18 protein-coding genes, 1 pseudogene and 2 riboswitches are annotated in these 23187 nt (G+C 34.3%); of the genes and pseudogenes, 18 read left to right on the top strand and 1 reads right to left on the bottom strand.

The window, feature by feature from the left end; genetic code table 11:
* Positions 1–16: 16 nt before the first annotated feature.
* From MKY04_RS11100 to MKY04_RS11080, 5 genes are all read left to right on the top strand, one after another.
* Positions 17–1009: an NADPH:quinone oxidoreductase family protein gene (locus MKY04_RS11100; protein ID WP_126292555.1), complete on the top strand. Its 993-nt coding sequence runs from the start codon at positions 17–19 to the stop codon at positions 1007–1009.
* A gap of 135 nt (positions 1010–1144) precedes the next feature.
* Positions 1145–1711 (top strand): DNA-3-methyladenine glycosylase I, encoded by a 567-nt coding sequence (locus tag MKY04_RS11095; protein ID WP_126292554.1) that lies wholly within the window; start codon positions 1145–1147, stop codon positions 1709–1711.
* A 136-nt stretch (positions 1712–1847) separates the two neighbouring features.
* Positions 1848–3989: an S-layer homology domain-containing protein gene (locus MKY04_RS11090; protein WP_126292553.1), complete on the top strand. Its 2142-nt coding sequence runs from the start codon at positions 1848–1850 to the stop codon at positions 3987–3989.
* A gap of 231 nt (positions 3990–4220) precedes the next feature.
* Complete coding sequence (locus tag MKY04_RS11085) at positions 4221–4961, top strand: glucose 1-dehydrogenase (RefSeq protein WP_126292552.1); 741 nt, start codon at positions 4221–4223, stop codon at positions 4959–4961.
* A 255-nt stretch (positions 4962–5216) separates the two neighbouring features.
* On the top strand, positions 5217–6722 hold the full coding sequence (locus MKY04_RS11080; RefSeq protein WP_126292551.1) for a succinate CoA transferase: 1506 nt from the start codon (positions 5217–5219) through the stop codon (positions 6720–6722).
* Positions 6723–7022: 300 nt separating this feature from the next.
* On the opposite strand, the gene MKY04_RS11075 is transcribed toward MKY04_RS11080, so the two are convergent.
* Positions 7023–7412: a hypothetical protein gene (locus tag MKY04_RS11075; RefSeq protein ID WP_126292550.1), complete on the bottom strand. Its 390-nt coding sequence runs from the start codon at positions 7410–7412 to the stop codon at positions 7023–7025.
* 549 nt (positions 7413–7961) lie between these two features.
* Between MKY04_RS11075 and MKY04_RS11070 the strand changes: the two genes are divergently transcribed.
* From MKY04_RS11070 to MKY04_RS11010, 13 genes and pseudogenes are all read left to right on the top strand, one after another.
* Positions 7962–10211: an S-layer homology domain-containing protein gene (locus MKY04_RS11070; protein WP_126292549.1), complete on the top strand. Its 2250-nt coding sequence runs from the start codon at positions 7962–7964 to the stop codon at positions 10209–10211.
* 151 nt (positions 10212–10362) lie between these two features.
* Positions 10363–10830, top strand: a pseudogene (locus MKY04_RS11065) (GTP-binding protein); the annotation flags it as partial.
* A gap of 108 nt (positions 10831–10938) precedes the next feature.
* Complete coding sequence (locus MKY04_RS11060; protein WP_126296408.1) at positions 10939–12216, top strand: IS110 family transposase; 1278 nt, start codon at positions 10939–10941, stop codon at positions 12214–12216.
* 450 nt (positions 12217–12666) lie between these two features.
* Positions 12667–14070, top strand: coding sequence for an elongation factor G (locus MKY04_RS11055; protein ID WP_346234395.1), 1404 nt, complete (start codon positions 12667–12669; stop codon positions 14068–14070).
* Positions 14071–14157: 87 nt separating this feature from the next.
* Positions 14158–14258, top strand: a riboswitch (TPP riboswitch).
* Positions 14259–14327: 69 nt separating this feature from the next.
* Positions 14328–14427: riboswitch (TPP riboswitch) on the top strand.
* 121 nt (positions 14428–14548) lie between these two features.
* Complete coding sequence (gene tenA / locus MKY04_RS11050) at positions 14549–15232, top strand: thiaminase II (RefSeq protein ID WP_126292547.1); 684 nt, start codon at positions 14549–14551, stop codon at positions 15230–15232.
* Positions 15219–15977: a hydroxyethylthiazole kinase gene (gene thiM / locus MKY04_RS11045; RefSeq protein ID WP_126292546.1), complete on the top strand. Its 759-nt coding sequence runs from the start codon at positions 15219–15221 to the stop codon at positions 15975–15977. The genes tenA and thiM overlap by 14 nt, the downstream gene beginning before the upstream one ends.
* The gene (gene thiD, locus MKY04_RS11040; RefSeq protein WP_126292545.1) at positions 15968–16795 is read left to right on the top strand and encodes a bifunctional hydroxymethylpyrimidine kinase/phosphomethylpyrimidine kinase; all 828 of its coding nucleotides are present in this window, start codon (positions 15968–15970) and stop codon (positions 16793–16795) included. Before thiM ends, thiD begins: the two co-directional genes overlap by 10 nt.
* A complete protein-coding gene (gene thiE / locus MKY04_RS11035) occupies positions 16782–17411 on the top strand; it encodes a thiamine phosphate synthase (RefSeq protein ID WP_126292544.1) in 630 nt (209 codons plus the stop codon). Before thiD ends, thiE begins: the two co-directional genes overlap by 14 nt.
* Before the next feature lie 162 nt (positions 17412–17573).
* Positions 17574–18788 (top strand): ISL3 family transposase, encoded by a 1215-nt coding sequence (locus MKY04_RS11030; RefSeq protein WP_346234394.1) that lies wholly within the window; start codon positions 17574–17576, stop codon positions 18786–18788.
* Between the two features lie 244 nt (positions 18789–19032).
* Positions 19033–19290, top strand: coding sequence for a DUF3953 domain-containing protein (locus tag MKY04_RS11025; protein WP_126292543.1), 258 nt, complete (start codon positions 19033–19035; stop codon positions 19288–19290).
* 342 nt (positions 19291–19632) lie between these two features.
* Entirely contained in the window at positions 19633–21357 is a 1725-nt protein-coding gene (locus tag MKY04_RS11020; protein ID WP_346234393.1) for a methyl-accepting chemotaxis protein, read from the top strand.
* A 168-nt stretch (positions 21358–21525) separates the two neighbouring features.
* The gene (locus MKY04_RS11015) at positions 21526–22338 is read left to right on the top strand and encodes an MBL fold metallo-hydrolase (RefSeq protein ID WP_126292541.1); all 813 of its coding nucleotides are present in this window, start codon (positions 21526–21528) and stop codon (positions 22336–22338) included.
* 78 nt (positions 22339–22416) lie between these two features.
* On the top strand, positions 22417–23157 hold the full coding sequence (locus MKY04_RS11010; RefSeq protein ID WP_126292540.1) for a hypothetical protein: 741 nt from the start codon (positions 22417–22419) through the stop codon (positions 23155–23157).
* Positions 23158–23187: the final 30 nt, after the last annotated feature.

Below are 23187 nucleotides of genomic sequence, written 5' to 3'. Positions count from 1 at the left end.
AGAGGGATGAATAATTATGATTCAACAATTTAACGCACTAGTTGTAAATAAAGAGGAAGAACAATTTACTGTAAAACCACAGCAGATTTCACTTCAAGATTTGCCAGAAGGGGAAGTGTTAATTAAAGTTCACTATTCTGGTGTTAACTATAAAGATAGTCTAGCTGCTATACCAAATGGCAACATTGTAAAAAATTATCCTTTTGTTCCGGGTATTGATTTAGCTGGAGTAGTTGTTTCATCTGAAGATTCCCGTTTCCAAGAAGGGGACGAGGTTATTGCAACGAGCTATGAAATCGGAGTTTCACACTTTGGAGGCTATAGCGAATATGCTCGCATCCCGGCTAACTGGATTGTTCCTCTTCCAGCAGGTCTAACATTAAAGGAAGCGATGACTATAGGTACGGCAGGTTTTACAGCAGCGTTGTCTGTTCTACGATTAGAGGAAAATGGAGTTTCTCCAGAGAAGGGGAAGGTGCTTGTAACAGGGGCTACCGGTGGTGTAGGAAGTTTTGCTGTGTCGATTTTATCAACTCTCGGTTTTGAGGTTGAAGCAAGTACTGGTAAGGAATTCGAGCAAGAATATTTGAAAAATCTCGGCGCTACATCGATAGTTTCACGTAAGGAAGTTTTCGATGGAAAGATTAGAGCTTTAGGAAAGCAAAAATGGGCTGCTGCGATAGATCCAGTTGGTGGTGAACCTCTCGCATCCCTATTAAGCCAAATTCAGTATGGTGGCTCAGTTGCAGTTAGTGGATTAACAGCAGGAACAAGTGTTCCAACTACTGTTTTTCCATTTATCTTAAGAGGTGTAAACCTACTAGGAATTGATTCGGTATATTGTGAAATGGAAACACGATTAAAAGTTTGGAATCGTTTAGCAACAGATTTCAAACCGTCCAACTTAGAAGATCTAATTTTACAAGAGGTTACTCTGGAACAGTTACCAGATGTTCTGCCTACACTCCTTAAAGGGGATGCAAGAGGAAGAATTCTTGTAAATCTATAATAAAAAGGTGGCGGGAATAAACTCGTCACCTTTTGCTATATATTATTTAATTATGGAGATTTATAGTACTTGTGTCTTGAGGATTCTTTAAATAGAATAAAAATTTTAATTAAAGATTAAAAGAGGATGTTGCAAATGGATAATCGATGCAATTGGGTAATATTAAAAGAGCCATTATATATTGAATATCATGATAAAGAATGGGGAGTTCCTGTTTTCGACGATCGCCTGTTATTTGAAATGCTATGTCTAGAAGGAGCGCAGGCAGGACTTAGTTGGTGGACTATTCTACAAAAAAGAGACAACTATAGAAAAGCTTTTGATAATTTTGAAGCTGATAAAATTGTTCAGTATACAGATGAAAAATTACAATCATTAAAAGAAAATACCGGAATTGTAAGAAATAAGTTAAAAATTCAAAGCGTTGTAACAAATGCGAAAGCATTTTTAAAAATTCAACAAGAATATGGTTCTTTTTCGAATTATATTTGGAGCTTTGTAGATAATAAGCCGATTATAAATTACTGGGAAACTGTGCAAGATGTACCTACTACAACTGAAATAAGCGATAAGATGAGCAAAAAACTAAAAAAAGATGGCTTTAAATTCGTTGGGAGTACGATTTGTTATTCCTATATGCAAGCGATTGGAATGGTAAATGACCATACTTTAAATTGTTTCTGCCATCCATCTAACAAATAACAGCAATGTTAACGTTTGGAACTAATTTTCCAAGCGTTTTTTAAATTTATTAATCTAAGTGCATCGTTATTTGTTGAATAAAGCAAGACTATGTATAATAAAAAAGAATTAAAAATTAACATACGGAGGACTGACAGTGCAAAAGTATGTAAAACATATATTTCTTATACTCATCGCAGTACTAGCATTTGCTGCACCAAGTAATGCACAAGCAGCAAATGATGACATTAAAATAATTGATATTCCCCAAAACCACCAATCAAAAAATCAAATTGCTGCATTACTTGAACTAGATATTTTGCAGGTGGATCCGGACTTCCAGTTTCGTCCAAAGTCAAGAATAACGAAAGGCGAAGCAGAACAGGCAATTAATAGAGCGCTCCAAATCTCTCAATCTTCAAAGAGGTATAAAGAAGTAAAAAATCTTTTCCAAAACAGGGAGATAAACACTGAAAGTAATACAATGCCAATTACATATAAAGAGTTAACAGGTGAGCTTGTACAGGGTTATTTAATTTATACATATAACGAGAATTTAAATGTAGATTTTATAAATAATATTATTATGTCAACTAATAATGAAGACAATTCTCAATATGTTACTAGAGCTGAATTTGCTTCTGTATTATATAACTTTTTAAATGAGATACATAGAATTCCTGAAACTGAGAAATTATTGGTAAATGAAACGAATTACTCGCCATCCTTTCAATTAAGTAATGACACTGTTTATTTTGCAAAAATTCCGGCATTGGTAGAAGAAGATATATATCTGCGTGCACCAGAGCAGCTAAAGTTAATTAGTGAAGACAGCATAGATTTTGGACATGCAACTGACCATCAATTTATTTACTTAGTGGGAACAATAGGTTCAAAAGCAACTGTTACAATTCGTACATTTAATAATGGAGACTATTTTGTTTTCACTCGATTTGATAATCTAACTGGATATCATCAAAAAATTGATTTAATTCAAATTGAACAAAACGTTCAAACAAATCATTTATATAGGTACGATCGTTATCCAATTATTCGTGATGATGAAACGGTTTTTGGACAGGATATTACTTCTTATCCTACGGGCTTGCTTCGTATTACTAAAGAAGATGGCTCAATTGAAGAACAAATGATTGGCAAAGCATACAAATCAGTACAATTATCAATGGAGTATGAGGATGGCGGAAAAAGCTTAATGCGCAATCTATTAGCTGAATCTGAATCATTGTCGTTTGCACAAGTTGGCAATTCATTTTTATCCATCAATACACTTTCTTCATCAGGACATGATATTGTCGAACATTGGGTTATGAATTCGGATAATGCATTATTTAAGACGGATAGTCATAGAGAAGAATGGATGAAAGAAACAGCAGAGTACTATATTAAACGTAATAATTGGTATACTGCAGAAGGACCATTAAATAAAATGGCTACATCAACAGAACCATTACCAAAAAGTGGACATGGTTATGGTCGAAACTTATTACTTGTGAAAGAGGATCGCGCATTAGCACTTTATAAGCAACAAGGTGATCGTTATTTTGAAAATCTTGTGCACAACTCTTTTGTTAATTTGGATATCTTCAAAGGAGACCGCACATATTGGCAAACCGAAGTAACAAGTACGTACTTAAAAGGGTTATATAATATTACAGCACCATTCATAGATACACGTTTCAACGAACAAATCGCACTGTTTTACTATAACAGCGGTGAATTATTTAACGTTAAAGACTATAAAGAGCCATTACGGAACTATGCAGATTTACTAGTTTCCCAAAAAGAACAGGGTCATATAATTGAAGTGGATGAAGACTCCTTCTATATTTCAGATTACTTTCCAATAATACAAAAAGTGACAACACACTCCTCCATGAACCATGTATTGGGTGGAATGAACTTATTATTATTGGCATATCAAGAGTTCGGCGACGAAAAATATTTAGTAACAGCACGAGCTATTATGACGGCAATTGAAAAAGATCAGCATAAATGGATTCGGGATAATGGGGATATTTGGTATAAGATATCTTCAGATGGCACTCTTGTAGGAGATGACTATCAACATTTAACACTTGAAGATTTGATCAATGCCTATAAATTTTGGTCTAAAATTGATCCAACTTACTTAACGACAATTGAAGAAATGATTGCTTCGAAATCTTCTTATCTTTCTAGTGAAACTTTAGGCTATACAACTAAAATCTATAACGGTTTAAAAGATATTGGAATGCTGCAATACTTGCCAAAAGGTGAGGAACGAACAGACGCGAAATAAAAACAAGCCAGCTCTTTGAAATAAAGGGCTGGTTTTTACTGTTTCCACATTAAAAATGGATTACAATTTCTATAAAAATTAATTTTGATTCATTGATAATCACAATACTTTACTAAACAATATCTTTCTATAAAAAAATATTAAAATTACCTGTTATCATATTTTATTCTACTTCGAATAGGATGAATTGTAGAATTTCTACTAATTCAAATAAAATGGAGTGAATGTTAAATGGGCAAATTTGATAACAAAGTTGTGTTAATTACAGGTGGTTCACGTGGACAAGGTGCAGCTCACGCTCGGGCATTTGTTGAGGAAGGTGCTAAAGTAGCTATTACGGATGTTTTAGTCGAAGATGGACAAGCATTAGCTGCTGAACTTGGTGATAACGCGACATTTTTAAAGCATGATGTAACATCAGAATTACAATGGACAAGAATTGTGGAACAAACTGAGGAAATCTATGGTCCAATCAATGTATTAGTAAACAACGCTGGGATTGTCATCAGTAAACCTTTTGAAGAGCTTTCAGAGGCAGAATATCGAAAAGTAATCGACATTAACCAAGTTGGTGTATTTTTAGGAATGAAAGCTGTGGTGCCGTCACTTAAAAAGTCTGGGAATGGTGTTATTATTAATATTTCATCGATTAACGGACTACGTGGCAGTGCGGGAACATTAGCTTATGATGCCTCAAAATTTGCAGTACGCGGCATGACAAAATCAGCTGCAATTGAACTTGCCCCATATGGAATTCGTGTAAACTCCATTCATCCAGGAGTTATTTTAACACCAATGGTAAGTCAATCAGATGTAGCGGATGTTGCCGATCAATTAGCTGAAAATGTTCCATTAAAACGTGCAGCACAACCTGAAGAAGTTTCCAAACTAGTATTATTCCTAGCAGGGGACGCAAGTTATTCAACAGGTTCAGAGTTCATCTTAGATGGCGGTTTAACAGCTAAATATTAATTTATATATAGCCAGTTTGGAAATCCTAATTTCTGACTGGTCTCTTTTCGTTAGGAAATATACTTCTCCGAATTAGGCATTTAAAGTGTCATTTATCTTTCGTAACGGCTACTCTAAATATTTTCAGAAAATCCCATCCTGACAGTTTTACGAATTTTTCGATAAAATTGGTTCTATTTTCCTTGTTTCTTGCATAAATAGAAATGGTGGAGGAATCTAGCATTCTAATAACCAAATAGAATAGGAGGAAAGGAAATGGAACAAGTAATTGAAAAAAGAATCGGAATAAGCAGTTTAGTAAACAAGATTGTTTCGGCAGAAGATGCAGCGGCATTAATTCAAGACGGCGATATTGTTGGAATGAGTGGATTTACACGTGCAGGGGATGCAAAAGTTGTACCACTGGCTTTAGCACAGAGAGCAAAAAATGAGAAAATTAAAATTGATGTATATACGGGGGCTTCATTGGGGCCTGAAGTAGACCAAATTTTAGCTGAAACAGGGGCAATTCGTAAGCGGGGGCCATATCAAGGTGATCCTGCAATTCGAAATTTAATTAATAAAGGTGAAGTACTTTATGTAGATGCTCACCTCTCACATAATGCAGAATTGGTTCGACAAGGTATTATTGGACCGATTAATTTTGCCATAATTGAGGCGACAGCTATCACACAAGACGGATTTTTAGTTCCAACAACATCAGTTGGGAACTCTCCGATTTTTGCTCAATATGCAGAAAATCTAATTATTGAATTAAACCTTGCTCACTCTGAATCACTAGTCGGTGTACATGACATTTATATACCTGATGCTCAAGGTGAACGTAAACCAATTCCTATATTAAACCCAACTGACCGTATTGGTGACATCGGCATTAAAATAAATCCTGACAAGGTTAAAGCAATCGTTATTTCAAATGAACAAGACGCTCCATCTTTAATTGTCGAGCCTGATAATGAAACGCAGGATATGGCAAACCATTTGCTAGATTTCTTTAGAAGTGAAATTAAAGCAGGCCGACTAACGAATAAATTGGCTCCGTTGCAATCCGGTGTAGGATCTGTAGCAAATGCTGTATTGGAAGGATTTAAGACTTCTGAGTTTGAAGATTTAATTATATTCTCTGAAGTTTTGCAAGATGCCGTGTTTAATTTAATTGATGCTGGAAAAGTTTCATTTGCATCTTGTACATCAATCACTATTTCGGAAGAGCTGCAAAAGAAAGTATATGGCAATATCGAAAAGTATGCCGATAAAATTATTATTCGTCCTCAGGAAATCTCCAACCATCCAGAAGTGATTCGCCGTTTAGGGTTAATTGCTATCAATGCAGCATTAGAGGTAGATATTTATGGCAACGTAAACTCTACTCATGTTGGCGGTACTCGCATGATGAACGGTATCGGTGGATCAGGAGACTTCACTCGTAACTCACGATTAAGTATTTTCGTAACGAAATCGTATGCAAAAGGCGGTAAATTGTCATCCATCGTGCCAATGGTTGCACACCACGATCATACAGAACATGACGTACATGTCATCGTTACTGAGCAAGGTGTAGCAGACTTACGTGGATTAGCACCAAAAGAGCGAGTTCCTTTAATTATCGAGAACTGTGTTCACCCTGACTTTAAACAACAATTATGGGATTATTATAATGAAGCCGTTGAATTAACAGGCAATGCACATACACCACACAATCTAGAAAAAGCGCTTTCATGGCATGTCAACGCAGCAAAAGCGGGTACGATGAAGTTTTAAAAAATTACGAACATAAGAGTGGGGACTCAGAGGGTTTAAGCTGCCTTTTGGGTCTTTTTGTTTTAACTAAGCGGATTTTATAAAATGGTCATACTCTTTCTATAAAAATAGGTGTTTATAAAAATAATTATTTTGATTTTGAAGGAACGGAACCGATTTTCTATTTTGAATGGAGTAGATATTGGAGGTAAATTTAAATTTAAAAATTTATTAAACAACTAAATGTAGATATTTTAAAAGATGAGGTTTAAATCAACTAAAAAAGAAACCAAGGAGAGATCCCCCTGGCTTCGTCAACTACTAACGACATCTTACCAATGTGTAAGTGATGAACTCACCTTGTTGTGTGAATGCTTCAATTTTAAAGCCTTTGCCAGATAGACATGCAATCGCCGCAGCAGCGCTATCTCCTGGGCTTAAAGGACAATCGAAGATAGAGTTGCTTGTAGTTGCTAGGACAATTTCATGGTCGTTTCTAGTGAAAGTTAACACTACAGCATCACATTGATTGCCGTTATTTCCGTTATGGTCGTGTTTTTTCTTGTCGTCTATTTCGTCAAGAATTTTCTTTAACAAACGAATGATGCGCTCTAATTCGTCTTTATCATGTTTATGACCGTGGTTGTCATCGTGTCCACAACCGCAATCGTGAAAAAGATCTGAAACTTTGCGTTTACTATATTGTGACATTATTTTCCCCCCTTTCATTGTTGATACTACAGTATATTAAGGGGTGCATTAGTGAGAAAGGCGATAATACCAACGTTTAAAAAATTTATAGTAATTTTTTATCTTTATTTAAAATTGATATTTTTACCCATAAGCTACAAATTATTAGATAATCATTACTTATTTCAATAGGCTTTCTACTTAGTTTTGGATTAGACTTTTGCCTTTGTTATGTAGTTAGTTGAAATATAGAAGTTTATTATACTACTTAATAGTAAATATTAATAAATTTAGGTAGGAAATTGTGTAATGAATATTTCATTTTGATAGTTATGATATGGAATGTGCCAAAAATTACTTAGACCTTGTGACATTATTTTATTACCATTCAAAATGGTTATAGGTGGATAAACAGTCTTAAGTTTTGAGATTAATAATACTCATATCGAAATTACCTATTAAAAAATACAAATAATCCCAACTTAGGAACCGTTACTGGCTTTTAATTTACTGTTTTGGATATAATTTGGTAAGATAAAATTACAGTATTTAAGGAATGGGGAACATGCAGTGAAAAAATTCATAATTAAATTATTAGTAACATTTATTATTATTTTTTCAGTAGCAGGTACTACCGCCTCTGCGGAAAATATAGAAGAAAAGTCAACAGATATTGGATTATTAGATATACCTAATACATATTGGGCAAAAAATGAGATTTTTCAACTAATGGAATTGGGGATTATAGAAGCGGATCGCGATTTACAATTTCGTCCAGATGTCGTTATAACGAAAGGTGAGGCTGCCATTGCATTAGCAAAAGCTCTTAAACTTCCGGATATCCCTTTTAATCCTATTTATAATGATATAACGGAGGAAACAAAAGATGCCTCAAAAATTCTTGCTGCGTTAGAAATTGATTTAGTTCCGAGCAATAGTGAAAATGTCTTCGGACTTAACGATAAAATGACACGGGAACAATTTGCCTATGCGCTTATTCAGGCTTTTAAATTAGAAGCAATTAATGAGGAAATTGTGATTAGTGATCAGGCCGCAATTAATGACAATTTTAAAGAAGCTGTTCAAATTGCTTTACAACATAAATTGCTTTTTACAAATAACGGAGAGTTTAAACCATCTAACTCCGTTAAAAGAGTAGAATTTGCAAGTGCACTTTACAAAGCATTGGTGTTAACAGGGAAAATTTCTGGGGAAGAGTATGAGTATAAATTACAAAATATTGAGACTTCTAAAAACTTTAGCATTATACCTTCAGAAGTAAATTTAATTAAATTGTCCTTTGATGAACATCCGATATATATCCGTTCGAAAGATGAATTAATTTATACTGGCCATGAACGGATTGATAATGGTTTTTCACGAGACAATATTTATACTTATTCAGTTGCGCAAGACGCAAAGTTAACAGTAACAGTTAGATCATTTGACAATGGCGACTATTTTTTATTTTCCCAGTTAGTTAATCCAAATTCGAAGACTGTTATCGTAGATATACTTCAAAAAGAAAATGATGTAGTCGATTTTTCTTTGGCTCGTTTTGATAACTATCCTATTAAACGCAGTGATACAAGTAAGGGAACTGACATTACGAGTTATCCAACAGGTTTATTAAGTTATGTAAAGGATGATGGTTCCGTTGAAGAACGGATGGTTGGAAAGGCATATAATTCAAAGCAACTAACCCTTGATTATGAAGACGGTGGAAAAAGTACCATGCGCAGTTTACTATCTGAAACAGAAGTTCTATCTTATGCTAAAATAGGTTCAACATTAATGTCTGTCTATAGATTGCAATCTGTTGGCAATGACATTGTCGATCATTGGTATGTAGATTCGAGCCATCCGTTATTTAAATCAGATTTAAATCGCGAAAGCTGGATGCAGGAAACAGCTAGATATTTTAAGAAACGAAATAACTGGTACACTGCAGATGGACCTTATAATAAAATGGTTTCTACAACTGAACCAATGCCAGAAAGTGGGTTAGGTTATGGTAGAAGTTTATTGCTTGTAAAAGAAGATCGGGCACTTACTTTATATAAAAATCAACAAGATCGTTATTTCGAGAATCTTGTCTATAATTCATTTGTAAATTTACAAAACTTTAAAATGGGTAAAGAGTATTGGCAAACGGAAGTTACTAGCACTTACTTAAAAAGTTTGTATAATATTACAGCTCCTTTTATTGATACACGCTTTAACGAACAAATCGCACTCTTCTATTACAATAGTGGGGAACTATTTAATATTCCAAATTATAAAGAGCCTTTGAGAAATTATGCGGATTTATTGGTTTCAAGGAAAGAGGAGGGACATATTATTCAAGTAGATAATAATTCATATTATATTTCTGACTACTTTCCTGTGAACCAAAAAGTCACAACACATTCATCTATGAATCACGTTCTTGGAGGGATGAATATTTTATTAATGGCCTACTTAGAATTTGGTGATGAAAAGTATTTAGAAACTGCAAGAGCTATTCAAACAGCAATAGAGAGAGATCAAGATAAATGGATACGCGATAATGGTGACATTTGGTATAAAATTAGTCCAGAGTATGAGTTTGTAGGGGATGACTACAAACATTTAACGTTAGAGGATTTAATCCAATCCTATAAGCTTTGGTCTCAAGTTGATAAAACATATTTACCAACAATCGAAAAATTGATTGCTTCGAAAGCATCTTACTTATCAAATGAAAATCTCGGCTATACAACGAAAATTTATAATGGATTAAATGATATTGGTTTATTGAAATACTTACCTGAAGGCCCAGAACAAACAGATGCTTTATAATAAGACAAAGTTACATCTCTTTTATTTTATTTAGTTTTTCATCTGTTGCTTATAACACTGCGCTTTTAGAAAAATGATCCGTCTCATAGGTGAGGCGGATTATTTTTTGATACAATACTTTTATTATTGTAAATAAGAAGGAAGTAATAATATGTATAAAACTTTTGGCGTACTTGCCCATGTAGATGCTGGCAAGACAACCTTTTCTGAGCAGCTGCTTTACCATACGGAGAGCATTAAAGAAAGAGGGCGTGTTGATCATAAGGACGCATATTTAGATAATCATGCGATTGAACGTCAACGTGGAATTACCATCTTTGCTGAGCAAGGCAGAATTCATTATAAAGGAGATACTTATACTTTAATTGATACACCAGGACATATGGATTTTTCACCAGAAATGGAACGGGCAATTAGTATAATGGATTACGCTATTCTATTAATCAGTGCAGTTGATGGAATTGAAGGACATACTGAGACAGTTTGGAATCTTTTAAGGAAATACCATGTTCCAACATTTATTTTCATTAATAAAATTGACCGTGAAGGGGCAGCTGTTGAAGAGGTAATGCAAAGCATTAAAAAAGAATTTTCAACGGATGCTTTATTATTAAAGGAGCATTCCTGTTAGAAGGATTTTCAGGGTCTTGAAATAAAAAAAGCCCTCTAGTATGATGCATGAGTGTCAACAGCCATTGACCCATCATCACACAGGAGGACTCCGTCTATGAATTTTAATACGAACCAGAAAATTAATCAAGTCACTGAAAATACACTCGTCGTAGGTATCGATATCGCTAAGCACAAACATTATGCTTGCGCAATTGATGAACGAGGCCGTGTGCTTCAAAAGTCATTCCCTTTCACGCAATCAAGAAATGGGTTTGATGCATTTTATGAAAAGTTATTAACTTTACTTACTACGCATGATAAAAGCGAAATATTAGTTGGTTTTGAGCCTACAGGCCACTACTGGATGAATCTCGCTGTCTATCTTTTTGAACATGGGATTCCGTTTATCATGGTGAATCCGAGCCATGTGAACAAATCCAAAGAATTGGACGATAATCTCCAAACGAAGAACGATCAAAAGGATGCACTTGTAATTGCGCGTCTAATACGTGATGGACGTTTTAGCTATCCACGTATTCTAGAAGGCGTGGAAGCGGAATTACGAAACGGTGCCACGTTACGTTCAAAGATACAAGAAGATCTCAATGCATTACAAAATCGTCTCATTCGATGGTTGGATCGCTTTTTCCCAGAATTTATGTCTGTTTTTAAAAGTTTCGGAAAGATGGCGTATGCGGTTCTTGAAAAGACACCTCTACCCGCTGATATTCTCGGTAAATCTCCCGAAGAATTATTGTTTTTATACCGTCAGGTAGAGGGATTAAAATCACCTCAATTGCCGAAGGCAAAACAATTAGTCGAGGCTGCTCAATCTTCAATCGGGTTGACAGAAGGTCTTACGATGGCACGAATAGAAATTGCCACACTCCTTAGTCAACGCAAATTGATGCAACAACAGCTCGATAGTCTAACAGAACAATTAATTGAATTAACGAAACAAATGACGGATTATGAGTATCTAGCCACTGTGCCTGGTATTGGCGATGTAACAATCGTCGATCTTCTTTCAGAGATTGGTTCCTTCACTCAATATGAGCATCCACGCCAATTAATCAAACTAGCGGGACTCACATTACGTGAAAACTCATCTGGGCAACACAAAGGTCAGAAACGCATTTCAAAGCGAGGAAGAAGAAAGCTTCGTTCTCTCTTATTCCGAGTTATGATACCGTTGATTCGCCATAATGAAGCCTTTAAGCAATTACATGAATATTACACCACACGCACAGTTAATCCACTTCGAAAGAAGCAATCGATGGTTGTCCTTTGTGGTAAGTTACTGAAGATTTTACACGCTCTATGCAAGAAGAAAGTACAGTTTGATGAACAACTTATGATGAAAGACCTTTATTGTCTCGTAGAGGCAGCCTAAGCTACACCTTAGCTCGATTAAATTACAAAAGGATGACACGGAGAAGCCGGCATTATTTATTCCATCCGACTACGAGTCCCTAAAGGAGCATCGCCAGCCTCTGCCTTATGAATAGACCGAACGAAGGAATGTATGCGCTAGACGCCAAGAGACATGGGAGGGTACGTCATCATAAGCATTGCAGAGATCCAATTGTGCATCACATATTGGAACGGAAAGTTAATTACTACCAATTAACTTTAGCGAAGCGTATCCTCAAACTGTAAATGAATTGAAGTATTGTAAAATACTAAAATATTATTCTTTAAAAAATATTTTTTCTATTAGATAAAACGGGTCAAACCGTTGATATATCAACATTTATAGAGGGAGGAGATTAATGATCAATCGATTCCGGAAAGTATTTTAGAATGGATTGCGGAACGTGATGAGAAGCTGTTTGAGCATTATATGGAAGATAATATAGACATATCGCAATATTTTTCTGCGCTATTGAAGATGATTCAAAACGAACAAGCATTTATTTGTATGGCAGGTTCAGCTTTAAAAGATATAAAAGTCAAAGAATTTTTTAACCAATTTGCAATACTTACAAAAACTAAATTTGACAATGATGCACCTTTCCAAGGAAAAGTGTTTAAAATTCGCCATGATGAACAAAATCAGCGAATTACATTTATAAAAGCGTTAAGTGGAACGCTAAAAGTTAGAGATGAGTTTCAATTTGAAGATTTAACTGAAAAAGTAACAGAAATTCGACTTTATAATGGAACTCAATTTAATATAGTTCAGCAAGTTAATGCTGGTGAGATATTTGCAGTAAAAGGACTTACATATGCAAAAATTGGGGATGTTCTAGGTGACAACGCAAATCTTAATGAACAATTTGAACTTGTCCCAACCTTACAGGCAAAAGTTGTCTACAAAGGGGCAGAGCATATTAAGGAAATATTGCGTATTTTTCGCTTACTTGAATCTGAAGAGCCAACATTACAAGTGGTTTGGAGCGAGAAATTTCAAGAAATACATGTGCATGTTATGGGAATCATTCAGCTTGAAGTTTTAGAAGATATAGCAAAAACACGATTTAGTATTGATGTGCAATTTGAAGAACCGAAAATTTTATATTTAGAAACAATTCAAAATACCGTTACGGGTTACGGACATTTCGAGCCACTAAAACATTATGCTGAAGTTCATTTGAAAATGGAACCTGCTCCGAGAGGTTCAGGTATTCTGTTTGACAATGCTTGTCACGCAGATGACTTGTCAATTGGGCATCAAAGACTAGTTGAGAAGCATTTATTTGAACGGGATCACCATGGCTTATTGACGGGATATCCAATTACGGATATCAAATTTACATTGTTAACTGGCCGTGCACATAACAAGCATACTGAAGGGGGAGATTTCCGTGAAGCAACCTTCCGAGCATTACGGCAAGGTCTAGAACAAGCTGAAAATATATTGCTCGAACCCTATTATCGTTTTAAGATGAAAGCTCCCTTAGATTTTATTGGAAGAATAATGACAGATATTCAACAAGCTTTTGGCACTTTTGAACCTCCAATTATGTCAGAAAATCAGGTAACGATTATTGGGAAAGCACCTGTCTCTACCTTTATGAATTACAATACTATTTTTTCGGCATACACAAATGGAAAAGGTGCTTTATCGATTCAATTTTCTGGCTACGATATTTGCCATAATTCTGAAGAAGTAATTGAACAAATTAATTATGATAAAAATGCTGACCCTGAATATACATCATCAAGTATTTTTTGCGTGAAAGGAAAAGGCTATGTTGTCCCATGGGATGAAGCAGAAGAAGCAATGCATTGTTTAAAAAAGTAGTATTAATGGTATAAATAGTTGATTAATTTATCTGAAACTTAATCCTCTTGAATATTCAAAAAAAACTGCTAGAATATTATTAATTAGAATATTTGCAGGGGGGGTGCTTTTGCGCCTGAGAAGGTTAAAACCTGACCCTTTGAACCTGTTCAGTTAATACTGGCGTAGGGAGCAAAGTACATTACAAGTGAAAATTTCGCTTATTTGTGCTGTAAAAATGCTCTCCATTTTGGAGAGTTTTTTATTTGCTAAATATCTCTAATTGCAGGGGGGGTGCTTTTGCGCCTGAGAAGGTTAAAACCTGACCCTTTGAACCTGACAGTTAATACTGACGTAGGGAGCAATTAAACCATTTTGGGAAGAATTCGCTGATTACCTAGCAGTGAAACCACTTTCTAATAGGAAAAACGCTCTTTTTGTCATAAAACAAAAAGAGCGTTTTTTTCTCTCTTACGTCCACCAAAAAAGGAGGACATTCATGATATTTTGTGAAGAAGTAAGAACAGAAACGGATCTTTATTTTGAAGGGAGCTTTAATCATCCATTTGTAAAAGGTATAGTAGATGGTTCACTGCCTATTGAAAAATTTAAGTATTACATGATGCAAGATGCTTACTATTTAAAGCACTACACTAAAATTTTAGCCATTGCTGCATCTAAGGCAGAAACAAATGATGATATTGTATTCTTTTTGGATTCTTGTAGTTATATTAATGAATCTGAGTTAGTTTTACACCGTACTGTTTTTAAAGAGTTAGGTGTAACTGAAGATGAAATAAATAATTTTGAACCCGCACCATCTACCTACAATTATGTTAGCCATATGTATAATGCAGTACACAATGGTGGTGTGGAAGAAGCTTTCGCAGCAATTTTACCATGTCCATGGATTTATCAGGAGATTGGGGAGAAATACAAAGATTCAAAACCTGGAGTGAAATTGTATCAAGAATGGATAGACATATACAGCAGTCCTGAACTTAAAGAAAAAATCGACTTTCAAAAAGCGATGATGAATCGCTTTGCAATAGAACACCCCTTAAAGATCTACCTTCTTAAATCTCATTTTAAAAAGAGCTGCTATTATGAATGGAAATTTTGGGAGATGTCCTGGACGTTAGAAAATTGGAAGAAAGAGGTGGAATATTATGAGTATGTTTAAAATACGTCAAAAAAATCCGTTAGTTCATTGTATTACAAATTATGTTGTTGCTAATTTTACAGCGAATGGAATGTTGGCAATTGGTGCTTCTCCTGTAATGGCAGATGAAATGGATGAAGTACAAGAAATGGTGTCCATTGCCAACGCTTTATTACTTAACATTGGTACATTAAATCAACGAACACTAGAAACGATGAAACTTGCGGGAAAAAAGGCAAATGAATTGAATATACCTGTTGTACTAGACCCAGTTGGTGTAGGTGCTACAAAATTCCGCCAAAATGCTGTAAATGAAATTTTAAATAGTATTAATATCCAACTTATTCGTTGTAATGCGGGGGAACTTGCCACTATTGCAGGTGTTAATTGGCATTCTAAAGGTGTAGATAGTGGAGAAGGGAGTATGGATGTAGCTTCAGTTGCTAAACAGGTTGCCCATCAATATAACTGCCTTGTTATTGTTACAGGTGCTGCAGATTATGTAACAGATGGGAAAAATGAAGAGTGGGTACCTGGTGGAAATGAACTAATGACTCAGGTTACTGGAACTGGATGCCTGCTTAGTGCAATTTGCGCCGCCACATTAACATTAGAGGGAAACAAGATTCAAAATTTACAAAACGTGTTGACAGACTATAAAAAAGTAGCTGAAAATGCCTCAAAGAAAAAATTATTAGGGTCATTCCAAATGGAAGTTATTAACGGAATCCATGAGGCTTCTATTGGAGGAGAGCAATGGACGTAGTTTTGACAATTGCAGGCTCCGACAGTGGCGGTGGGGCTGGCATTCAAGCAGATTTAAAAACTTTTCAGGAATTAAAAACATTTGGAACATCTGTTATCACTGCTCTTACAGCTCAAAACACATGTGGGGTTCAAGGAATATATCCGACTACACCTGAATTTGTAGCGCAGCAAATGACGTCAGTTTTTCAAGATTTTAATGTTAAAGCTTTGAAAACAGGTATGCTTTTTTCTACTGAAATTATTGAAACAGTAGCAAGAATTTTGCAGCAACAAACAGCACACATAATTGTAGATCCTGTGATGATCGCAAAAGGCGGTGCAGCACTATTGCAAGACGATGCTGTTCATGCATTAAATACAAAATTACTACCACTTGCTACTGTATTGACACCAAATATCCCCGAGGCAGAAGTAATTAGCGGCGTAAAAATTCGTAATGAACAGGATATATTTAACGCCGCCAAACGTATTTTACAACTTGGTGTAAAGTGTGTTGTGATGAAGGGTGGTCATTTTGAAGAAGCTGATACTGCTACTGATACTGTCTTTTTTGAAAACGGTTCATCATTTTCGATGGAAACGAAAAGAATTAATACGAAACATACACATGGAACTGGATGTACGTTTTCATCAGCAATTACAGCATTTTTAGGTAGAGGATTTACTCTACATGAGTCAATTGTAGAAGCAAAAAAATTTGTACAGCTTGCAATAGAACATCCGTTAAATATCGGACATGGTCATGGTCCAACAAATCATTTTGCCTACCAAGAGCTGCGGGGCATTTATGAGGTGATGGTTCATGAAACGAAGTGATCTAGAGGTCTACTTTATTATGGGAGCAGAAAATTGTAAGGAAGATCCGCTAATTGTATTAGAAGAAGCGTTAAGTGCAGGTGTAACTTTCTTTCAGTTCCGTGAAAAGGGAGACAAAGGATTAAAAGGCAATGAATATATAAAATTTGCAAAGCAATGCCAGAAATTATGCAAGCAATATAATGTGCCTTTTATAGTAAATGATGATGTTGATTTAGCACTTACATTAAATGCAGATGGTGCTCATGTTGGGCAAGATGATCTGCCATTAAAATATATTCGTAAGCAATTTGAAGGAAAAATTGTTGGTGTTTCAGTGCATACAGAGGAAGAAATGTACGCTGCAGTTCAGGGTGGTGCAGATTATGTTGGAATTGGCCCTATTTTTGAAACAATATCGAAACCAGATGCAAAGCCGGCAGCTGGGGTATCTTTTTTATCAAGGGCTCGATACAATTTCCCTAACTTTCCAATCGTCGCAATAGGTGGTATCACTACTGAAAATGCAAATGAAGTAATAAGAGCTGGTGCAGATGGAGTTGCGGTTATCTCTGCGATTAGTCAGAGCAGAGATCGAAAAGCAACTGTACAAAAATTTAAGAAATTAAAAAAATGAACCTGATTATAAAAATCACCTCTTTAGGTATTCCTTTAGTGGTGATTTTTTTGGCTCTATAATATTTGTTGGGGTTTGAAAAAATTTCATAAATAAAAAAGCACGTAATCACCGATTTCTATATACTTGAATTGTCGAGAAACAAGCAATGAAAGGTGATACGTGCAAATGAATTTTAACATGAATATTCCAGGATTAAAAGGTGTAACTGTTCATAAGGTGGAGGAGATGGGGGAACGTATTGTTCTACACGTTTCCATACCAAAAAAAGAACATCAATGTCCAGCATGCAAGAATATAACATCAAAAGTCCATGATTATCGAATTCAAAAAATTAATCATTTAAAATGGTTTGAACGATTAACCGTCCTTTTTTATAAACGTCGTCGTTATGTATGCCAATGTGGGAAACGTTTTTCAGAAAAATCCCCTTTCGTGGATAAATATCAACGTTTCTCGAAAGAATGGAATCAAGTTGTACGAATCCGTTCAATAAAGGCAAAAACATTTAAAGAAGCAGCTGAAGTACTTGGTACATCAAGCTCAACAGTGATTCGTCGCTTTAAAGAAGTAGTAAAGGAACAATTAAATGAAGGGGTTCATTTACCAAAATGTATCGCGATTGATGAATATAAAGCAGATACCGATGCGGGAACTTATCAATTAATTATTGCCAATGCGGAAACACATGAACCAATTGATATTTTACCAAATCGTAGAAAAGAAACCATTAAGGATTACTTGATGAAATACGGTGCAGATGTAGAAATTGTGGTTATGGACATGAATCCAAGCTTTAAAGCAGCAGTTAGGAAGGCGTTAAATCGCCCGATTATTATTGCGGATCGCTTTCATTATTGTCGTTATATTTACTGGGCACTAGATGAAGTACGTCGAAATGTTCAAAAAGAATGGCATGCATATGATCGAAAGAAATGTAAGAAAATGCGTCACGTACTATATAAACGATTTGATAAGTTAACAGAAACGAATCGTTGGTACTTAAATCGTTACATAGGAATGTCGAAGGAACTAAAGCAAGCCTATGAATTAAAAGAAGCTTACTGCGAATGGTTTGATTGGGCAAAAACTTCAAATGATTTGATAGAAATAAAAAAAAGATTAGAAGCCTTTTACCGAAAGGTAGAAGAAGCAAATATTCCGGCATTTTTAAAGGCTATTCAAACGCTAAAAAATTGGCAAGTTGAAATTTTAAATAGTTTAAGTTTTGGATATTCAAATGGTTTTTTAGAAGGAATTAATAATAAATCAAAAGTTTTGAAGCGCAATGCTTATGGTTTTAGAAGCTATGAACACTTTAAAGCGAAAATTTTATTAAATAATTTATCTAAGAAAATTGGGATTCATTTAGGATAATCGGGGTGCCGTGTAATATCACTTCACCCCAACATTTGACATAGAACCATTTTTTTATTACCTTTTAATTAACGTTACGAATCTGGAACTTTAACATAAGTATGAAATAGTTGTAGTTGGTTTACATTTTTTTCTATAAATGGATAGCAATAACATGATATAATCACTTTAATATTAAATTCAGATATATGTACTTTTAAAAATTAGTGTGCTGGTTAATGGTAAGCATTCAAGAGGAGAAAAAATGAAGAATAGAAAATTTGATATTTACTTGTTACTTCAGCTTATTCTTACAGTTTTAGTCATTGGAATTAGTAGTTATAGTATTGTAACTGATGACTTTCGTTTTAATCAATTATCACTAGCTTTATTGAGTGGTATATTTATTATCCTTGGATTGAGGGAATATAAAAGCACGCAAAAACGATTGTGGTCTATCTCTTATTTTGGTGTTGCAATATTTTTAATATTCGCTGTATTTCTAAGTATTTTAAATGGGTAGCCAATGTAACCATTGATCTATAAATATCTCCTAATGGAAATTTGCGTAAAGGTGATTTTCATAAATCATTTAATTACCGTAAATTTATTATGTAAACTAAAATGATAAATCGATTTTAGATATTATTCTCCAGATAAGTAGTTATAGTTATTCTAAAATAGTAGTTTTAGAAAATATTAAACAAATTGTAGCTTCTATATAGCAAAGTTCCCATTATGTCAATAAAAATACCATCTTAATACTAAAAAGTAAAAAATTTTCAAACATAGTTTCTCTATACATCTTTTCATAGTATGATTATGACAGTTGTGTTATTAGTACTATAGGGGGCTTTCTAATAAAATGAACAAAAGAACTAGTAAGATTAGACACACTTTAACTTTTCAACTAGGCACTATTATAGCGGGGATACTTGTGGTCATGATTTTAATCACTTCCATTGCTACTTATTTTACAGCCTATGATAAATTATATGAGGCTGCTGGAATAGAAGCTTATGGATGTGCTAATATAACTACTGGCCTAATAGATACAGAGGAATTAGCAGGTGCTATAGCTGGAAATTCTGAATTACAAATGAAAATAGGAGAACAATTAAATTGGACTACTGCTCATAAAGATATATTTGAAGCTCAATATATATTAGATTTAAATGGTAATTTAATAGCAGTTGATGAAAATCTTAGAGAACAAGGACTAGAACCCGGAGATGCTTTTCAAATAGATGAAAAAGCCATTTCAGCACTATTAGAAATGGGGCATCCAACATATTCAGAGCCATATGATTTTGCAGGAATGGAACGTTTATCAGGATATGCACCTATTTACAAAGACCATGATCCAGCTAAGGAAATTATTGCTATTAGCGCAATAGATTTTAATGCAGACATTGTTACTGAAAGAACTTGGGGTGTTGTAAGTAAAGGAATTCTGCTTAGCTTAATTCCTATGTTAATAGCATCACTTGTAACAGCATTATTAATTGGTCGAAAAACAAAACCTATCTCACAACTAATAAAGCAAGCAAAGGAAATTGCACAAGGTAATTTAATGGTTGAAAAAACTAATGTAAAAAGTAAGGATGAAATTGGTAATTTAGCTGATACGTTAAATCAGATGACGCTGAATTTACAAAATATGATTTCAACGATGAGTCAAACTTCCCATCAACTTACATTAAACGCAAATGAAACAGCAAGTACTTTAAAAGAAATGAATGATACTGTTCAAGAAGTTGCAAATAGTATTGAAAATGTTACCGTCGCCATGACGGATGGAATGCAACATGCCGATAATGCTTCAAATGTTTTAACAACATTGGCAGATGACTTGCAAAATATGAAAGGAAAGGCAGATCTTTCAGTAATCAACTCAAATAAGACAATGAAAATTGCTGCAGAAGGGGAGCAGCGTGCTAAAGAAATTAGCAGCGACATGGAAAAAATAAAAAATGGTTCAGAAGAAGTAAGCGATACTATTAAGCAATTGGTAGAATCTACAACAAAAATTCAAACAATCACAACTACTATTTCAACCATTGCTTCTCAAACTAATTTACTAGCATTAAATGCATCTATTGAAGCAGCTAGAGCTGGAGAGCACGGTAAAGGTTTTGCAGTTGTAGCAGAAGAAGTTCGGAAACTTGCCGAGCAATCAAATTCAGAAGTATCTGAAGTAGAAAAACTTATAAAAGATATTATGGAACGAATTGGAAACGTTATGATTTCTTCTTCTGAGAGTAATAAATATATAGAAAAGGGTGCTGAAACAGTCGAACAAACAACAAAAGCACTTCGGAATATTTCTATCGCTGTGGATCAAACAGTGAATGAAATTAAAAGCATTTCTAATCTACTTTCAACTGAAACAGAAAAATCAAATAAAATTGTAGAAATGATCAATGAATTTACACATTCGATTCATGAGATTGAAAATACTATGAACAATATTTCAGCTGCTGCAGAGGAAACAACAGCTAGTATTTCAGAAATATCAAGCCGTTCCAGTGAATCAACAGAAATGGCTGAAAAGCTGGAGAAGTATGTTAAAAACTTCAAATTAAAATAACTAAGCAAAAAATGGGCGTCTTAGAGTATAGACGTCCATTTTTCTGTACTGTAAAGGGAGGCAGCAGGTACAAATAGAGTTTTAACTATAAAAAAACTGTTTTAAAGTTTAAAATACTAATTCTAGGAAAGGCATCTGAAAATAATATGAGTTATTGGGGGAAGAATATTGATTCAATTTCAAAACGAACAAATTACAGTGTTTCAAAGCGAACTATATAAAACCACGTCATCGGTCATACAAACAGAAGACGTATTATTGATCGTGGATCCAAATTTACTTCCGAATGAAGTAAAGGAGATTCAGGAACATGTAAATAAAGTGAAAGGAAATCGGCCTATTTATCTGCTATTTACTCATTCTGACTGGGATCATTTTATAGGATATGGTGCTTTTTTAGGTGCAACTGTAATTGCAAGTAAAATTTTTAAAGATAGAGATAATAAAGAAGAATTATTAAATCAAATAAAACAATTTGATGATCAGTATTATATAGACCGTGACTACCCAATCCTTTTTCCTCCTGTCGATATAACAGTCAATAACGATGGCCAAGTACTGAAAATAGGTAAAACTACTTTAACATTTTATAAAGCCGAAGGACATACGAATGATTCTATCTATACAATTATCGAACCACTTGGAATTTGGGTAGCAGGGGATTACTTATCGGATTTGGAAATTCCGTTTATTTATTTCAGTAGTGAAAAGTATGAGGAAACACTAAGAAAAACAGATATAATATTATCAAAACATAAAATTAATATGCTAATTCCAGGACATGGACATATAGCGGAAACTAGTAAAGAAATTATTATTCGTAATGATAAGTCACTGCAATATATTCAAGAGCTAAGAAAATCAATAAAAAATTACTGGGATTGCAGACATTTATTGAAAGACTATAAATACAAAAATGGTCAATTTGAAGACCATAATGGAAATATTTCATTAATTAAAAAGGAACTTAACATCGAATAGAGGCTAGACCTAGGAAGTAGCCTATATAGAATATTTGCATAAACTATATGAGGCGAATATAAGGGGGTGTAGTCATCAATGGGAATATACATTAATCACCCAGGAGTGTATATGAACGATAACGAATTAGTTGAACCGAATCAAATGGAATTTAAAAGAGATTACTTATCCGATATGCTTGAACAACATCGAGCTTCCATTCAAACCGTACATCAAAAAGTATCACGCATACAAAATTCTCAACTTCAATGGAACCAGCAACAATTAATGAAATGGGGGAGCTTTGATCTTCGTTTCAGTGAATTAAAAAATCAGGTTAAGAATTCCATAGAAAAAGTTGAAGCCCAAAACTTAAAATTCGAGCAGATTTTAAATCATGAACAGCAAATAAATGATAGTTTATCTAACCAAGTAAATTCAATTAGTAATTCTCAAAAGGAAATAGTTAAAAACCATGCTTTAATGGAAGATAAGCAAAGGGAAGTCATTGAATTATTAAAAGAATTGGCTGTTATAAACGAAGCAATGATGAAACGAATTGAACAAGTTGCATTTATGAATGAACAAATGAAAGAGAAATTAGATGAACAGTACCAATTGAACGATCAGATGGTTAGTCAAGTTTCATATATAGAGGAATCGCAAAAAGATGTATTAAATCGAGTAGATTGTAACGAGGGATTAATGGAAAAAATAATCCGTCAAATTGACCATTTACGTACCATTTTATTTGAACGCTCCAATTTCATAGAAGAAAAGATTGAAAAAGTATATCAAAATTCCTCAGATTATATAGAGAAGTTGAAAAATGGAATATAACAAAAAGAGGGCGTCTCAAAAGGGTGTGAG

Source organism: Lysinibacillus telephonicus (genome assembly GCF_039654155.1).
Classification (GTDB): domain Bacteria; phylum Bacillota; class Bacilli; order Bacillales_A; family Planococcaceae; genus Ureibacillus; species Ureibacillus telephonicus.
Note: the sequence above shows the minus strand (reverse complement) of the source record. Positions and strands in the feature narration are given on the sequence as shown.

What these genes read in the sequence shown, in the direction of transcription:
- MKY04_RS11100 (WP_126292555.1), top strand. Translation starts at nt 17, where the DNA reads ATGATTCAACAATTTAACGCACTAGTTGTAAATAAAGAGGAAGAACAA.
- MKY04_RS11095 (WP_126292554.1), top strand. Translation starts at nt 1,145, where the DNA reads ATGGATAATCGATGCAATTGGGTAATATTAAAAGAGCCATTATATATT.
- MKY04_RS11085 (WP_126292552.1), top strand. Translation starts at nt 4,221, where the DNA reads ATGGGCAAATTTGATAACAAAGTTGTGTTAATTACAGGTGGTTCACGT.
- MKY04_RS11080 (WP_126292551.1), top strand. Translation starts at nt 5,217, where the DNA reads ATGGAACAAGTAATTGAAAAAAGAATCGGAATAAGCAGTTTAGTAAAC.
- MKY04_RS11075 (WP_126292550.1), bottom strand. Translation starts at nt 7,412, where the DNA reads ATGTCACAATATAGTAAACGCAAAGTTTCAGATCTTTTTCACGATTGC.
- MKY04_RS11060 (WP_126296408.1), top strand. Translation starts at nt 10,939, where the DNA reads ATGAATTTTAATACGAACCAGAAAATTAATCAAGTCACTGAAAATACA.
- MKY04_RS11055 (WP_346234395.1), top strand. Translation starts at nt 12,667, where the DNA reads ATGGAAGATAATATAGACATATCGCAATATTTTTCTGCGCTATTGAAG.
- tenA (WP_126292547.1), top strand. Translation starts at nt 14,549, where the DNA reads ATGATATTTTGTGAAGAAGTAAGAACAGAAACGGATCTTTATTTTGAA.
- thiM (WP_126292546.1), top strand. Translation starts at nt 15,219, where the DNA reads ATGAGTATGTTTAAAATACGTCAAAAAAATCCGTTAGTTCATTGTATT.
- thiD (WP_126292545.1), top strand. Translation starts at nt 15,968, where the DNA reads ATGGACGTAGTTTTGACAATTGCAGGCTCCGACAGTGGCGGTGGGGCT.
- thiE (WP_126292544.1), top strand. Translation starts at nt 16,782, where the DNA reads ATGAAACGAAGTGATCTAGAGGTCTACTTTATTATGGGAGCAGAAAAT.
- MKY04_RS11025 (WP_126292543.1), top strand. Translation starts at nt 19,033, where the DNA reads ATGAAGAATAGAAAATTTGATATTTACTTGTTACTTCAGCTTATTCTT.
- MKY04_RS11020 (WP_346234393.1), top strand. Translation starts at nt 19,633, where the DNA reads ATGAACAAAAGAACTAGTAAGATTAGACACACTTTAACTTTTCAACTA.
- MKY04_RS11010 (WP_126292540.1), top strand. Translation starts at nt 22,417, where the DNA reads ATGGGAATATACATTAATCACCCAGGAGTGTATATGAACGATAACGAA.